Origin of the sequence: Nocardia sp. NPDC059691 (genome assembly GCF_042733915.1) — a bacterium.
GTDB classification, from domain to species: domain Bacteria; phylum Actinomycetota; class Actinomycetes; order Mycobacteriales; family Mycobacteriaceae; genus Nocardia; species Nocardia sichangensis.
On record NZ_JBHWFB010000007.1, the window covers coordinates 358,897 to 371,906 of the forward strand.

The following is a 13,010-nucleotide window of genomic DNA, read 5'->3' on the forward strand; positions in this document are numbered from 1 at the left end:
CGGAAGCGTCGTCCGGAGTCGCCGCCCCGGGTTCCACCGGGCTCGGCGCCGCCCGCGCCCGCCCCGGCCGACTAGGACGTGGCGAGGCGACCGGCGCGCCGACGTCGCACCGCAAGCGGCAACACCAGCATGTAGAGGCCGGAGAACAGCAGCAGAGCGAGCGGCAGCAGCGGCAGGTAGGACACCCAGACGATCGGTTCCTCCTGCGCCAAGGCGACGAAAGTGGCGAGAACGGTCGCGACGAAGCCGATGCCCGACCAGCGATGCAGCTGCCGGACCCGCGGTGCGGGCACGACCCGCCGCGGCGAGGTGTTCCCGGCCGCCCGGCCGCGCCGCTCGGCGGACCACGACAGTCCGAATACGCCGAGACCGGAGAAGAGAAGCAAGGCGAGCGGGGGCAGAGGCACGTAGGAGACCCACACGGGCCCCTTCAGCGCCAAGGCGACGACCGTGACGACGACGGTCGCCGTGAATATGACGGCCAGCCACCGGTGCGCCTGCCTTATCCGTCTGTCCCAGTTCATGAGTCCTCCTCTTTGTGTGAACGGCTCGCGTCCCAACGCTAACGGCAGCGCGCTGACCAGCGCTTCTCGATTCCTGATCGTCTCACTCCGCACACCGCGCGGCCGGGTGAAGGGTTGACAGCGACCCGTCGGCGGATGTTATGCATGAGTCATGCATGATGCTCGCCTGGAGAACCTGCTCGGAGCAGCGGCGCTTGCGATCAACGACGTGATGCTCGCCGACGTGCACGGCGCCGGTGCGGTGAGCGGCAGTAGCGCGGCCGCCTTGGTGACGCTCATGGAATCGCCGGGCATCAGCGTGACCGACCTGGGCAAACGGGTCAGGCTGACGCAATCCGCGGCCGTTCGCATGGTCGATTCGCTCGCGGCCGCCGGACTGGTCGGCCGCTCTCCCGGCCCCGGACGTCTGGTCAGCGTGAACCTGACGCCGTCCGGCCGGGACACCGCGGACCGAATCCTCGCCGCCCGCGCCCGGTCGTTGGCCGAGCTGGTATCCGCACTCGACGACGCGGAGCGCGAAGCCATGACGAGCCTGCTTGCGAAACTGCTGGCCCGGCTGTACGCCGAGATCGGCGATTCGAATGTGCTGTGCAGATTGTGCGACCGCGCAGGCTGCACGCGATCCGCGGTGTGTCCGGTGGGACAGGCCGAGCGCGACCGGAAGGCCTGATCATGGGGACGCTTCTGGCGCTGATGTCCGCGTTGAGCTATGGCCTGTCGGATTTCTGGGGTGGAACCGCGTCCCGCCGAGTCGGATTCGCACGCGTGGCGCTGCTCGGCCAACTCGGCGGGCTCGCCGTCACCGCGCTCGCAGGCCTGCTGGTATTTCCCGCCGGGCCCCATCCCGCCGATCTCGGTTGGGGAGCGCTGTCCGGAGTGGGCACCGGTATCGCGATGACCTTCCTGTTCCGCGGAATCAGCCGCGGCGCGATGTCCGTGGTCGTACCGACCAGCGCCGTGGGCGGCGCCGCACTGCCGGTTCTGCTCGGAACCGCTCTGCTCGGTGAGCGTCCGGCGGCGTCGGTATGGGCGGGTATCGCGATGGCTGTGCCCGCGCTCTGGCTCGTCGCGGGCGGTGCGACCGGCGCTGGTCCGAATGCCAGGGCCGCTGTCGGCGACGGGCTGATCGCCGGTGTCGGCATCGCCGTGCAATACCTCGCACTGGCTCGCGCCGCCCCGGCCTCCGGTATCTGGCCGGTGACCGCGGGCCGGGCGGCGGCCGTCGTTCTCGTCGCTCTGTTCGCATGGACGCTGGCATCCGGATCCTCGGATACCGCGCCAGGCCATGGACATCGGGCCGATCTCACAGCCGTGTTCTCCGGCATCCTCGCCGCCGCCGCGCTCGTGTCCTATCTCTTCGCCACGCGGACCGAGTACCTGGCCGTGGCGGTCGTGTTGTCCTCGCTCTACCCGATCGTCCCCGTGGTACTCGGCGTGACCGCGCTGCGGGAGCGATTGCACAGCAGCCAGATCATCGGGTCGGTCGCCGCCTCGGCCGCCAGCATTGTCATCGCCACATCGTGACGACGGAGTCGCAACCTGGCTCTACGCCGTGCGCGGTCCCGTGGAGCTGTCCCGCATGCAGCGCTGCGCCGCTGAGTTCCGGGCAGCCGGGTCACGCCGTACCGGGTCGCAGTATCGCCGGTCCGTACCAGTGACAGATGAGCAGTGCGAGCTCGACGTCCAGCCGGTCTTCGGCGATGGGCCTGCCGCGTCGCGAAACCGCCCGGCCCACCCGGTATTTCACCGAGTTCGAGTGGAGGCCGAGCTCCGCGGCGGCTGCCTTGTAGCTCGATCCGGTGCGCAGGAAGACCTGGAGCGTGTCGCGCAGCCGCGCGTCGTTGTCGGTGTCGGAGGCCAGGTCGCCCAGCACGTCGCCGACCCATTCCCGGACTTCCGCGATGCTCTCACCGAGCAGGGCCGCGACCGACAATCCGGGGTCTTCGGCCGCGACCACCCGGTGTTCGGTGTCCGCCCCCGCCAGCGCTACCGTGCGCGCGTCCTGAGCCAGGCGATGAGATCGGCGGAACCCGGACAGGCCCGGGACCATCGTGCCGATCGCCACGTTCGGGGCGTCGCGTTGCGCGGCCGCGAATGCACGGATATCGGCGACGGCATCGGGTCGTGCCGAACGGTAGGGCAGCCACGCCCAGCCGCTCAGCTGATCGTCGGCGACGAAGAGGGGCTGCCCAGAGGTTCCCGCGCTCTCGGCCGCCCCACGAACGAACCGTTGCAGCTCGGCCAGTTCGTCACTGTGGGCTTCCGTGTCGGGATACCAAACGATGAGCGCCAGGTGATGCCAACGCAGGGGATAACGGATCTGCTCGGTGGCGCTGTCGACGTCGACGGACTCCTTCCCCTTCAGCAGCTCGCGCACACAGAGCGCTCGCACACTGTTGCGGGTGTCCAACCATTGCTCCCGCTCTCCTTCATAGACCGCGACGACCTCCTGGATCACTTGGTCGAGGTAGGTGAACAGCCGGGTGGCGATGGCCCGGCCGACGACGAATCGATCGACCGGCGCGACGTCGGCGGCCTGCAACTCGGCGAAGATCAGTTCGGTCGCCCGCCGTTGACCGATGTGATAGGCGCGCATCAGGGCGTTGAGCGGGACGTCGCGCTGGGCCAGACGCTTCGTGTACTCCGTGCCCGCCGACGGCAGGTGGATGCGGGTGGCGGGGATGTCGTGACGCAGCGCGTACAGCAGGGTGTCGACGTTTCCCTGCACACTGGCCCCGAGCAGTTCGACGGTGTGGACATCCGCGCGCAGCTCGGGTATCTCTTCCTCGAGCGCGCTGTGGATGCTCGCGCTGACCTCCGTCACCCGCGCGTTCATGCGGGCGGCGATCGTCGCGATACAACGGTCGACCTCCGCTTCACCGTTGCGACGAGAACTCGTCACGAGCCGATCGTATTACCTCGCCGTGCGCGCGGCGGCGGATCTCGCGGGTCGATATTGTCTCCAGGCGACAAGACAGACGACGAATTTGATCCTTGCGCGACGGTGGCGAGAGGAGCTCCGCTTCCTACCGTTGTTATCGAACAACTACGCCGTTGCCGAGGACATCGCATGATGCTTTCCACTCTTCCGGATCGTCGCGCCGCAGCCGCCCCGCAGGCACCAGCCCTTGCCGCTGGCGGCATCGAACTGAACAACAGCGAATTCCTGTCCGCCGTCCAGCGTGCCGCGTCCCGCCTGCGCGCCGCGGGCGTCACGACCGGCGACGTCGTCGCGACCATGCTGCCCGGCGAGGTCGACCTGGTGGTGTCGCTGTTCGCGATCTGGCGCCTGGGCGCCACGGCCGCCGTGATCGACCCGACGGCGTCCGACGAGGAGGTGAGTCAGCGGATAATCGACGCGGACCCCGAGGTCCTCATCGTCATCGAGCATCCGTCGGCGATCGACGCTGCGGTGCGGGTCCTGCCCGCCGCGGCGCTCGGCGCGGCGGAACGCGACCCGACACCGGCGGCGCGGCCCGGCGGGGAGGCGCTGGCGCTGATCACCTACGGCGGCGGCATCCGGGCGATGCTCGATCACCGGAACCTGGAGGCCATGTGCCGATTCGTGATCGAGGTCTTCGCCCTCACCGATGCCGACCACAGCCTGTCGACGCTGCCGATGCGGCAGCTCTGCGGCATCTTGCTCGGCGCCCTGTCGCCGTTGGTCGCGGGAGGTCGCACTACCTTGGCAGGCCCGCTGGACCCGGAATCGTTCCTGGAACGGGTCGAGCGAATCCGGCCCACCTACTCCTCCGCCTTCCCGAGCCTGTACGCGGCACTGACCGATCTGCCCGGCCGGGAGCGGTGGGACACCTCGTCGGTGCGTTTCGCCCTGTGCTGTGCGGCACCGGCCGGAAGTGAACTAAGAAGCAGGTTCGAACACCGCTTTGGTGTACCCATCGTCAACGGATACGGGCTGAAGGAGGTCATCGCGCGGGCCCACGCGATCCGTTCACCGGCGGCAGGGGAGTTGAACCGCGCGTCCGTCGTGCCTTGATTCGCCACGGGTGAGCACCGCACGACCGACGTTCGGCTACCAGGGCAGGGCGCCGTCGGCGTCGAAGTATCCCCCCGTGGGGCCGTCCTGGCCCAGCCGCGCCATCCGCACGATGATCTCGGCGCCTTGCTCGACGCTCTGCAGGCCGGTGTTCCCGTTCAGATCGGTCTGGGTGAAGCCGGGCTCCACCGCGTTGATCCGGATGTTCGGAAACGCTTTCGCATACTGCACGGTGATCGCGTTGACCGCGGTTTTCGATGCCGGGTAGGCGACGCCCGGGTAGGCGTACGCCCGGCTGCCGGGGTCGCTGACCCGGGTCAGCGAGGCCAGCCCGCTGCTGACGTTCACCACGATCGGGGCGGTGGAACGTTGTAGCAGGGGCAGGAACGCGTGCAGGACGCGCACCGTGCCGAAGACGTTCGTCTCGAAGGTCTGGCGCATGAGGTCCGCGGTCACCTCCGCGGCGCCGATCACGGTGTTGGTCGCGGTCCATTCCGTGGCGATACCCGCGTTGTTGACCAGCACGTCCAGGCCGCCGTCGGCTTCGATGGCCGCGACGGCGGCCGCTACGGACGCGTCGTCGGTGACGTCGAGCTGGACTGTCCGTCCCCCCAACTGTTCGGCGGCCCGGCGTCCGCGCTCGACGTCCCGGCTTCCGAGGTAGACGGTGTGGCCCGCGGCGATGAGCCGGCGGGCGGCCTCGAAACCGAGACCTTTGTTCGCTCCGGTGATCAATGTTGTCGTCATGATCACGGACGCTAAATTCTAGAGCGTGCTCGAAGTCAAGCCGCAGCCGGAATCCGGTACGCCACAGGAAGGTATGAGCATCGCCGAGGCCGCCAGGCGGACGGGGGTCAGCGTGCACACCTTGCGCTACTACGAACGCGCGGGCCTGGTCGTCACCCCGGTCGATCGCGCGGCCGGTGGCTGGCGGCGCTACCAGCAGTTGGACCTGGACTGGATCACCGTCTGCACCAAGCTGCGGGCCACCGGCATGCCCATCAAAACCATCCGCCGCTACGCCGAACTCGTCGCCGCCGGGCGCGGCAACGAGCACGAGCGGCTCGCCCTCATGGAGGCGCATCGCGCCGAGGTGGCAGCCAAGATCGCCGAGTTGCACGAGAACCTCGAACTCATCGACCACAAGATCGACGTCTACCGCGGCAGGCTCGCCGTTGGCGATGCCGATCGGTTGTGGGCGCCCGACCGTCGAGCCGACGCGCGCTGAGCAATCGGCTCCGAAAAGCCTGCGCCACAGGGGTTCAGTGGTCGAGCTGGGACAGGGCGAAGGCGGTGAGGAACCCGGCCACGGTGATCATCCCGACCCACAGATGGGCATCCTCGAAGGCCTCCGGGATCATCGTGTCGGTGATCATGGCCAGGATCGCGCCCGCGGCCAGGGCGGTGATCGCGGCCAGAGCGGCGGGCGCGGCGTCACCGAGCAGCCCGTAGCCCGCCATGGCGGCCACACCGCTGATCACCGCTATCCCAGCCCACAAGCCGAACACGTAGCGCGGGCTGCGGTTCGCGCGGCGCATACCGGCCGCGCTGGACAGCCCTTCGGGGATATTGCTGATGAACACCGCGGCCACGGTGACCGCGCTGACGGTTTCGCCGCCGAGCAAACTCGCCCCGATGACGATGGACTCCGGTACCCCGTCGAGCAGCGCGCCCAACGCGATGGCCGTGCCCGAGCCGGACTGCTCGGATTCGCTGGGTTGCTGGTCTCCCGAGCGCTTGCGGTGGCGGGCGCCGCGGCGGGCGAGGGCGACATTCGCCAGGGTGTAGATCCCCGCGCCGCCCACCGCGCCGAGGGCGGTGGGCGGCAGTCCGGCCTTCTCGTGCGCCTCGGCGATCAACTCGAACGACACCGCCGAAAGCAGTACTCCGCTACCGAATCCCATCACACTGGCCACGATCTTCGTGGGAACGCGCGCCCAGAATCCCACGAGAGCGCCTATCAGCAGGGCGGATCCGGCCAGTAATCCCCATCCGCCCGCAGCCCACAACCCCGACACTCAACCGTCTCCTCACCGCTCGGAACGCGTCGACCAGCGCGGATCATCGCCGGCCACCTGTCCGAGCTACCCGCACCCGCCGGGACGGAAACGAAGCCCAGGAACAGCGGGGGAAGGGGCGGCGCATCGGGTCAGGGTGTGGCGGTGCGCGTCGCGGTGATCGCCACCGTCGTGTAGGGCAGGGTGAAACTCCCGCCCATCGCATCGATCGCCGCGCCGACACCGTCGAGCACTTGTGTCAGTTTGTCCTCCGGGAGACGGGTCATGGAGCCGTGCGTCGGAAGTTGATCGAGCCACTCGTCGCGGGTGTAGGTGCGCTCCCACTGGAAACTCGATTCCAGCGGATCTTCGAATCGACCGGTCTCCCGGATGCCTTCGGCTGCTTTGTCCAGCATCTGCCGGTACACCTCCAAGGCTCGCGTGCCCGGCTGGAGGGTGAACGGCGAGTCGGGCGCCACCCGCCGGTACACCGCGCCATATGCTTCCGCCACCTCGGTCGGGAGATGGAACACATGCCAGAATGCGGAGAGCACGCCCCGGGGGCGCAGAACTTCCGCCGCTTTTGCCGCCCCCGCGACCGGATCGACCCAGTGCCAAGCCGTTCCCGCGATGACCGCATCGAAGACGCGGCCTGCGCCGTCCCAGGTTTCGAAGGTCGCCACGTCGACCGCCAACCCTCGGCCCCGTGCGAATTCCGCCATCCGCGAATCCGGTTCGACTCCCAGCACCGTGCAACCGGCCGCCTGGAACTGCCGGGCTTCGACACCGGTGCCGCAGCCGACATTCAGGACCGCGCGCCCGGGACTGATGGAAACGATGTGCTCTATCAGGGCTTCGGGATAGCTGGGCCTGGTCCGGTCGTAGCGTTCGGCATTCACCCCGAAGGACTCCGCGATCTGCCGGTGCCGGTGCGGCGTTTCCTCCGGCGAAGGTATAGTGGGCATGCGCCCACTCTAAATGGGCATGCGCCCACTCGGCAACGGGTGGGTTTCGATCCGAACAGAAAGAGGCACCCGTATGCCCACCGGAGTCGCCCTCCGCGACGTGCGCGAGCAGTTGTTCGACGCCGCCGACCGGATCCTGCTCCGCGACGGGCCGAGCGCGCTGACCAGCCGGGCGGTCACCGCGGAGGCAGGCTGCGCCAAAGGCGTGCTGCATCGGCACTTCACCGACTTCGACGACTTCCTCGCCGAACTGGTGACCGCCCGTATCGTCGCGATCGAGCGACGGGCCGCCGCTCTGCGGGAATCCGCCGGGAGCGGCGGCGTGGTCGAGCTCCTCACCACCGCGCTGACGGACGTGTTCGGCCCGGTCACCACGGCCATCGTCGGCTTGATCACGTTCCGGGACGAATTGCGCGCACGCCTGCGCCGCGACCGGCCGACCGGCGTCCCCGTCCTTGCAGAAGCGACCGCCATGATCGCCGGGTACCTCACCGCCGAACGCGACCTCGGCCGGATCGCCGCGACCGCCGACGTCGACTCGCTCGCCCCCATGCTGATCGGGACCGCGCACCTGCTGTTCGCCGATCGGGACGCCGGTCCGCCCTCGCGTGAGGCGGTCGGTGGTGCGGTGAGCGCGGTCGTCGTGGGGGTGCTGTCCGGCTAGTGCGAGCGCCGAGGTGAAGTCTCCGGCCCGGTGCTCGGTCAGTGCGCGCCGAGTGCGTCGAGGATCATCGGACGCGCGGTCGCGAGTGCTTGCTGCCAGTAGGGCCAGGTGTGTGTCCCGTCGACGGTGTCGACGCGGGCGGTCATCCCGAGTTCCGCGAGCCGATCACGGAACATCTGGGCGGCGACCGTCGTCATCGACTCGAGGCCCATCGCGTTGACCGTGTTCCCGACTCCGAACGGCACGTCGAGCGGGCCGGGCAGCCCGTTGCCGGTCGAGACGTATATCGGCAGTCCGCGCAGCAATTCGGCCTGTACGGTGGCGTCGTTGCGGCTCCAGGCCGGGTCCCCGACCGGCCCCCACATGTCGTCCACATTGAAATTGCCCTCGTCCCGCATGGCGGCGCGCATCGCTTCGTTCCAGAGCGGGAACGTCGGGTGCAGGAACCCGGAGAACGATCCGGCGAATTTGAACTGGTTGCGATGGTATCCGGCCAGGATCAGCGCGGCGTTGCCGCCCATGGACGCGCCGACGACGGCATCGTTGGTTCGCGATACGCCGAACCGCTGGAGGTAGGCGGGCAGTTCCTGGGTGAGGAAGGTCTCCCATTTGTACGTCGTCTCTTGGCCGTTCGTGCTGCTCGGCTGGTACCAGTCGGTGTAGAAGCTCGAGTGCCCACCGACCGGCAACACCAGGGTGACGTTGTCGTCCGCGAATTGGGCCAAGGCGTCGGTATCGGTCGTCCACTGACTGTGGTCGGCGGGCGCGCGCAGGCCGTCGAGCAGGTAGAGCGCCGCGCTTCCGCCGCGAGCCGCCCACTGGACCTGGACTTTGATCGGTCCCATGCTGGACGGCACGGAGAGCTCGCTGAAACCGCGCGCCGGTGCGCGCAATATCGGCGCGTGGATCGGCGCGGCGGTAGCGGCGGCCCCGCCGAGGGACGACATGAGCACGGCTGTTGCCATGACAGCGCCGGTCTTCCTCATTCGACCGCGAATACCCCGCTGCTTTCCAGACCGCGCCGCTGCGCCCACCCGCATACCTCCTACCCGTTCCTCGTTCGAGAACGAGATCCAATTCGTTTGTAGTTCAATACGATTCGCTTTCTCGACATGCGCCTCCGCGCCCACGATCGCGAATTCATCCTACGTTGCGCCGTATTGGCTACCGGATCCATTCCAGTCAAACCTGGGAAGTCCGGGCTGCCCACCGGTGCGAGTGGTGTGGGCAGCTCACCGACGTCGGCCGGCTGCTGTGGCCCGCTCGGGCGACGAATCGCCGGTCGGGGAAACGCTGGTGAACGCCTCGCTCTGATGGTAGCTCGACAGTTGCTATGCGACGGACCTTCGGCGTGTTCGAAATGCGGCGTGTCGCGACCGGTCGCCCAGTCGTCGGGATCCCGCAGTAGGCCCGGGCCGTTGCGCGCTGCCGATCCGGTGCGGAGCGAGAATGGTCGCATGGCGATGCCGCTCGACCAGACAGACTCGGTCCTCGGTGCGCTCGGAGTATCCGGCGCGGCCTTCTCGATCATCGATCACAAGTTCGGCGCAATCGCTGTCGCTCAACTGAATTGATCGCTCACTGCCCTCCATCCGGTGACACGGGCGCGTTCTTCGGCGGCAGCCCACCGGAAGCGACCGGACGGGGCTTGTCCTGCGCGCCTTCGAGGCCGCTGCGTCCGAGGCGGGCATGCCCAGCGGTCAGGCGTCGAGCGCGCGCGGCTGCCGTCGCACCACCGGTGGCTCGGTGGACCACGGGAAATTGATCCACCGGTCGGTGCGCCGCCACACGTATTCGCTGTCGACTTCCGACCACGGCTTCTGGTAGATCACCGCACAGCGCACCTCGGCGACCTTGCCGGAACAGAAGTCGCGCACCAGTTTCAGGGTGGCGCCGGTATCGGCGACGTCATCGGCGACCAGCACGGTGGCGCCTGCCAGATCCACCGCCTGCGGCACCGGCGGCAGCATCACCGGCAACTCCAGGCGCTGGTCGACGCCGGTGTAGAACTCGACGTTCATCACGTGCAGGTTCTTCACGTCCAGGGCGTAGCCGAGTGCGCCCGCCACGAACAGCCCGCCCCGCGCGATCGAGAGGATCAGATCGGGCTCGAAGCCGTCAGCGGCGATGGTCGCGGCGAGTTCCCGGCTCGCGGAACCGAACGACTCCCAGGTCAGTACTTCGCGATCCGTCACAGGCTCTCCCATCTCGCTGGACGCGACGCAGCGAGCATACGAGTGGCCGCCCAGGTTTCCCGGGCGGTTGCTCACTGCCATGGGAAGCCGGAGGCAAGATGGCCGGAAATCTCGATATCACGTCCGTATCTCTCGTCCGGCCTGTGTGTTCGCCGCCATACGCTCGAGCGCATGGACAGCCACTACGACGTGCTCGTCATCGGTTCCGGCTTCGGCGGCAGCGTCGCCGCGCTGCGCGCGACCGAGAAGGGATACCGGGTCGGCGTGCTCGAGGCGGGCCGGCGGTTCGCCGACCACGAGTACGCGAAGAACTCCTGGCATCTGCGCGAGTACCTCTGGGCGCCGAAACTCGGCTGCTACGGCATCCAGCGGATGACCCTGCTCAACGACACGTTCATCATGAGCGGGTCGGGAGTCGGCGGCGGGTCGCTGGTGTACGCCAACACGCTGTACGAGCCGCCGGAGAAGTTCTACCGCGACCAGCAGTGGGCGCACATCACCGACTGGCGTTCCGAGCTGGCGCCGTACTACGACCAAGCGAAGCGAATGCTCGGTGTGACCGAGAATCCGGCGACCACTCCGACCGATCGAATCCTGCGCGAAGTCGCCCAGGACATGGGCATCGGCGACACTTATCGCCGCACGCCGGTAGGGGTTCTGTTCGCGGACAACGGTTCTCGGCCGGGAATGCAGGTCGCCGACCCGTTCTTCGGCGGCGTCGGACCGGCGCGCTCGACCTGCACCCACTGCGGCGAGTGCATGACCGGCTGTCGGCGCGGCGCGAAGAACACACTGGTGAAGAACTATCTCTACCTGGCCGAAAAGGCCGGAGCCACGGTGCATCCGCTGACGACGGTGACGGATGTGCGGCCGCGACCGGAAGGCGGCTACGAAGTGCGGACGGTGCGGACCGGGCGGTGGGCGCGCAAGGGCGAGCGGACGTTCACCGCGGACCAGGTGATCTTCGCGGCCGCCGCGCTCGGCACCCAGAAACTGCTGCACCGGTTACGCGAGAACGGCAGTCTGCCGCACGTCTCGTCGCGGTTGGGGCATCTGGCCCGCACCAACTCCGAAGCCGTGCTGGCCGCGCGGTCGCTGCGCAAGGACACCGACTTCACCAAGGGCGTGGCGATCACCTCGTCCATCCACCCCAACGAGCACACCCACATCGAGCCGGTCCGCTACGGCAAGGGCAGCAATGCGATGAGTTTGCTGGCCACCGTGCTCGTGGACGGGCATGAGGGCAGGGCGCGCTGGTGGCTGGGCGTGCGGGAGTTGATCGCGCACCGCCGCCACCTCGTCCGGCTGCACAGCCCCCGCCGCTGGTCCGAGCGCAGCATCGGCGTGCTCGTCATGCAGAACGTCGACAACTCGATCGTCACCTACACCAAGCGCGGCTTGTTCGGCAGGCGCATGACGACCAGGCCGGGCGACGGCGCCGCACCGCCGACCTGGATTCCGGAAGGACACGAGGTGACCAGGCGCATCGCGGAGAAGATCGGCGGTCTGCCGCAGGGTGGCTGGACCGAACTGATGAACATCCCGATCACCGGCCATTTCATCGGCGGCTGCGCCATCGGCGACTCGGCCGAGTCGGGCGTCGTCGACGCCTACCACCGGGTCTACGGACACCCCGGCCTGCACATCACCGACGGCTCCACCATCTCGGCGAACCTGGGCGTGAATCCATCCCTGACCATCACCGCCCAAGCCGAACGCGCCATGTCGTTGTGGCCGAACAAAGGCGAGGACGACGTGCGTCCACCTCTCGGCACGGCCTACCGCAGGCTCGCGCCGATCGAGCCGAAGAACCCGGTGGTTCCGGTCGCCGCGCCCGGCGCGTTGCGCCTGCCGATCACCCCGGTCTGAGCGGGCGGAAACCGGTCGCGTGCGGCCGGTCCCGGTGCCAGGATCGGCGCATGCCCCGCCATGTCGTCCTCGAACCGCTCGACGAAGCGTTGCTCGCCGATCTGCTGCACACCGCGGTGGCCGACGCGCATCCCGGCGAGGTCATGCCGGTGGAAGCGCCGGACGCGAGCTGGAATGCCGCCCGAGAGGCGGATTTCCGAGCCTTTCATCGCGGCCGCGCGCTGGCGGAGCAGCCCGTCGAGTCGACCTACGGCATACGGGTGGACGGCGAGGTGGTCGGCGCGGCACGACTGTGCCGGTTGCCCGCCTCGGACGGCGCCGCCGAGGCGGGAGTCTGGCTCGGCCGCTCCCGCCGAGGCACGGGCATCGGCACCGCCGTGTTCGCCGCATTGATCGAGCGGGCAACCGCCGAGGGCTACTCGAGGCTGTTCGTGAGCACGACGCCGGACAACATTCCCGTACTCCGCCTGTTGACCGCACGCGGAATCGACTACGCCCTGGACGGCAACGAGGCCACCGCTTGGATTCGCTGCGGCTGAAGCCAGTGTCTCCGCGACTGAGTGAAGCGAGACCGAGCATGCGCCGTTCGCGGCCCGGCTCGCGTCCGAGATGCGACTGCATGAGCGGCAAACCACGCGCAGCCCGGTCACTTCAACCGCGCGCGACGTCGCAGCATTGATACCGACGCGCCCCGCGCACCTCCACCAGGTCTTTCGAGCGAAGCGAGACCGAGCACCCGCCGTTCGCGGCCCGGCTCGCGTCCGAGCGGCCGCCGCGTCCGCGACGAAGTCGCCAGCGG

General features: G+C 68.6%; 14 protein-coding genes. 7 read left to right on the forward strand and 7 right to left on the reverse strand.

What is annotated here, in order from left to right; all coding sequences use genetic code 11:
- Positions 1–71: 71 nt before the first annotated feature.
- Positions 72–524, reverse strand: coding sequence for a hypothetical protein (locus ACFV2O_RS18450; protein ID WP_379252833.1), 453 nt, complete (start codon positions 522–524; stop codon positions 72–74).
- Between the two features lie 151 nt (positions 525–675).
- Here ACFV2O_RS18450 and ACFV2O_RS18455 point away from each other — a divergent pair, with 151 nt between their 5' ends.
- Both ACFV2O_RS18455 and ACFV2O_RS18460 read left to right on the forward strand, forming a co-directional pair.
- On the forward strand, positions 676–1,194 hold the full coding sequence (locus tag ACFV2O_RS18455; protein ID WP_379252834.1) for a MarR family winged helix-turn-helix transcriptional regulator: 519 nt from the start codon (positions 676–678) through the stop codon (positions 1,192–1,194).
- Between the two features lie 2 nt (positions 1,195–1,196).
- Positions 1,197–2,048 carry a multidrug DMT transporter permease gene (locus ACFV2O_RS18460; RefSeq protein ID WP_379252835.1) on the forward strand — a complete coding sequence of 284 codons (852 nt, stop codon included), beginning with the start codon at positions 1,197–1,199 and terminating at the stop codon, positions 2,046–2,048.
- Between the two features lie 91 nt (positions 2,049–2,139).
- On the opposite strand, the gene ACFV2O_RS18465 is transcribed toward ACFV2O_RS18460, so the two are convergent.
- Positions 2,140–3,426, reverse strand: coding sequence for a PucR family transcriptional regulator (locus ACFV2O_RS18465; RefSeq protein WP_379252836.1), 1,287 nt, complete (start codon positions 3,424–3,426; stop codon positions 2,140–2,142).
- A 168-nt stretch (positions 3,427–3,594) separates the two neighbouring features.
- Between ACFV2O_RS18465 and ACFV2O_RS18470 the strand changes: the two genes are divergently transcribed.
- Positions 3,595–4,521: a class I adenylate-forming enzyme family protein gene (locus tag ACFV2O_RS18470; protein WP_379252837.1), complete on the forward strand. Its 927-nt coding sequence runs from the start codon at positions 3,595–3,597 to the stop codon at positions 4,519–4,521.
- A gap of 36 nt (positions 4,522–4,557) precedes the next feature.
- Here ACFV2O_RS18470 and ACFV2O_RS18475 read toward each other — a convergent pair whose 3' ends face one another.
- Positions 4,558–5,268, reverse strand: coding sequence for an SDR family NAD(P)-dependent oxidoreductase (locus ACFV2O_RS18475; protein ID WP_379252838.1), 711 nt, complete (start codon positions 5,266–5,268; stop codon positions 4,558–4,560).
- Positions 5,269–5,293: 25 nt separating this feature from the next.
- Between ACFV2O_RS18475 and ACFV2O_RS18480 the strand changes: the two genes are divergently transcribed.
- A complete protein-coding gene (locus ACFV2O_RS18480) occupies positions 5,294–5,749 on the forward strand; it encodes a MerR family transcriptional regulator (RefSeq protein ID WP_379252839.1) in 456 nt (151 codons plus the stop codon).
- 34 nt (positions 5,750–5,783) lie between these two features.
- Here the strand turns inward: ACFV2O_RS18480 and ACFV2O_RS18485 are convergent, their stop codons facing one another.
- Both ACFV2O_RS18485 and ACFV2O_RS18490 read right to left on the reverse strand, forming a co-directional pair.
- Positions 5,784–6,539 (reverse strand): ZIP family metal transporter, encoded by a 756-nt coding sequence (locus tag ACFV2O_RS18485; RefSeq protein ID WP_379252841.1) that lies wholly within the window; start codon positions 6,537–6,539, stop codon positions 5,784–5,786.
- A gap of 131 nt (positions 6,540–6,670) precedes the next feature.
- Positions 6,671–7,483, reverse strand: a complete 813-nt coding sequence (locus ACFV2O_RS18490) for a class I SAM-dependent methyltransferase (RefSeq protein WP_379252842.1) — start codon at positions 7,481–7,483, stop codon at positions 6,671–6,673.
- 73 nt (positions 7,484–7,556) lie between these two features.
- On the opposite strand from ACFV2O_RS18490, the gene ACFV2O_RS18495 reads away from it, so the two are divergent.
- Complete coding sequence (locus tag ACFV2O_RS18495) at positions 7,557–8,147, forward strand: TetR/AcrR family transcriptional regulator (RefSeq protein WP_379252844.1); 591 nt, start codon at positions 7,557–7,559, stop codon at positions 8,145–8,147.
- A gap of 38 nt (positions 8,148–8,185) precedes the next feature.
- On the opposite strand, the gene ACFV2O_RS18500 is transcribed toward ACFV2O_RS18495, so the two are convergent.
- Together ACFV2O_RS18500 and ACFV2O_RS18505 are read right to left on the reverse strand one after the other, a co-directional pair.
- Positions 8,186–9,112 (reverse strand): alpha/beta hydrolase, encoded by a 927-nt coding sequence (locus tag ACFV2O_RS18500; RefSeq protein ID WP_379252845.1) that lies wholly within the window; start codon positions 9,110–9,112, stop codon positions 8,186–8,188.
- Positions 9,113–9,847: 735 nt separating this feature from the next.
- Entirely contained in the window at positions 9,848–10,354 is a 507-nt protein-coding gene (locus tag ACFV2O_RS18505) for a phosphoribosyltransferase (RefSeq protein ID WP_355080438.1), read from the reverse strand.
- Between the two features lie 159 nt (positions 10,355–10,513).
- Here ACFV2O_RS18505 and ACFV2O_RS18510 point away from each other — a divergent pair, with 159 nt between their 5' ends.
- Entirely contained in the window at positions 10,514–12,211 is a 1,698-nt protein-coding gene (locus tag ACFV2O_RS18510; protein WP_379252846.1) for a GMC family oxidoreductase N-terminal domain-containing protein, read from the forward strand.
- A gap of 50 nt (positions 12,212–12,261) precedes the next feature.
- Positions 12,262–12,750, forward strand: a complete 489-nt coding sequence (locus ACFV2O_RS18515) for a GNAT family N-acetyltransferase (RefSeq protein WP_379252847.1) — start codon at positions 12,262–12,264, stop codon at positions 12,748–12,750.
- Positions 12,751–13,010: the final 260 nt, after the last annotated feature.

What these genes read in the sequence shown, in the direction of transcription:
- ACFV2O_RS18460 (WP_379252835.1), top strand. Translation starts at nt 1,197, where the DNA reads ATGGGGACGCTTCTGGCGCTGATGTCCGCGTTGAGCTATGGCCTGTCG.
- ACFV2O_RS18475 (WP_379252838.1), bottom strand. Translation starts at nt 5,268, where the DNA reads ATGACGACAACATTGATCACCGGAGCGAACAAAGGTCTCGGTTTCGAG.
- ACFV2O_RS18515 (WP_379252847.1), top strand. Translation starts at nt 12,262, where the DNA reads ATGCCCCGCCATGTCGTCCTCGAACCGCTCGACGAAGCGTTGCTCGCC.
- ACFV2O_RS18470 (WP_379252837.1), top strand. Translation starts at nt 3,595, where the DNA reads ATGATGCTTTCCACTCTTCCGGATCGTCGCGCCGCAGCCGCCCCGCAG.
- ACFV2O_RS18455 (WP_379252834.1), top strand. Translation starts at nt 676, where the DNA reads ATGCATGATGCTCGCCTGGAGAACCTGCTCGGAGCAGCGGCGCTTGCG.
- ACFV2O_RS18450 (WP_379252833.1), bottom strand. Translation starts at nt 524, where the DNA reads ATGAACTGGGACAGACGGATAAGGCAGGCGCACCGGTGGCTGGCCGTC.
- ACFV2O_RS18505 (WP_355080438.1), bottom strand. Translation starts at nt 10,354, where the DNA reads ATGGGAGAGCCTGTGACGGATCGCGAAGTACTGACCTGGGAGTCGTTC.
- ACFV2O_RS18490 (WP_379252842.1), bottom strand. Translation starts at nt 7,483, where the DNA reads ATGCCCACTATACCTTCGCCGGAGGAAACGCCGCACCGGCACCGGCAG.
- ACFV2O_RS18495 (WP_379252844.1), top strand. Translation starts at nt 7,557, where the DNA reads ATGCCCACCGGAGTCGCCCTCCGCGACGTGCGCGAGCAGTTGTTCGAC.
- ACFV2O_RS18510 (WP_379252846.1), top strand. Translation starts at nt 10,514, where the DNA reads ATGGACAGCCACTACGACGTGCTCGTCATCGGTTCCGGCTTCGGCGGC.
- ACFV2O_RS18500 (WP_379252845.1), bottom strand. Translation starts at nt 9,112, where the DNA reads ATGGCAACAGCCGTGCTCATGTCGTCCCTCGGCGGGGCCGCCGCTACC.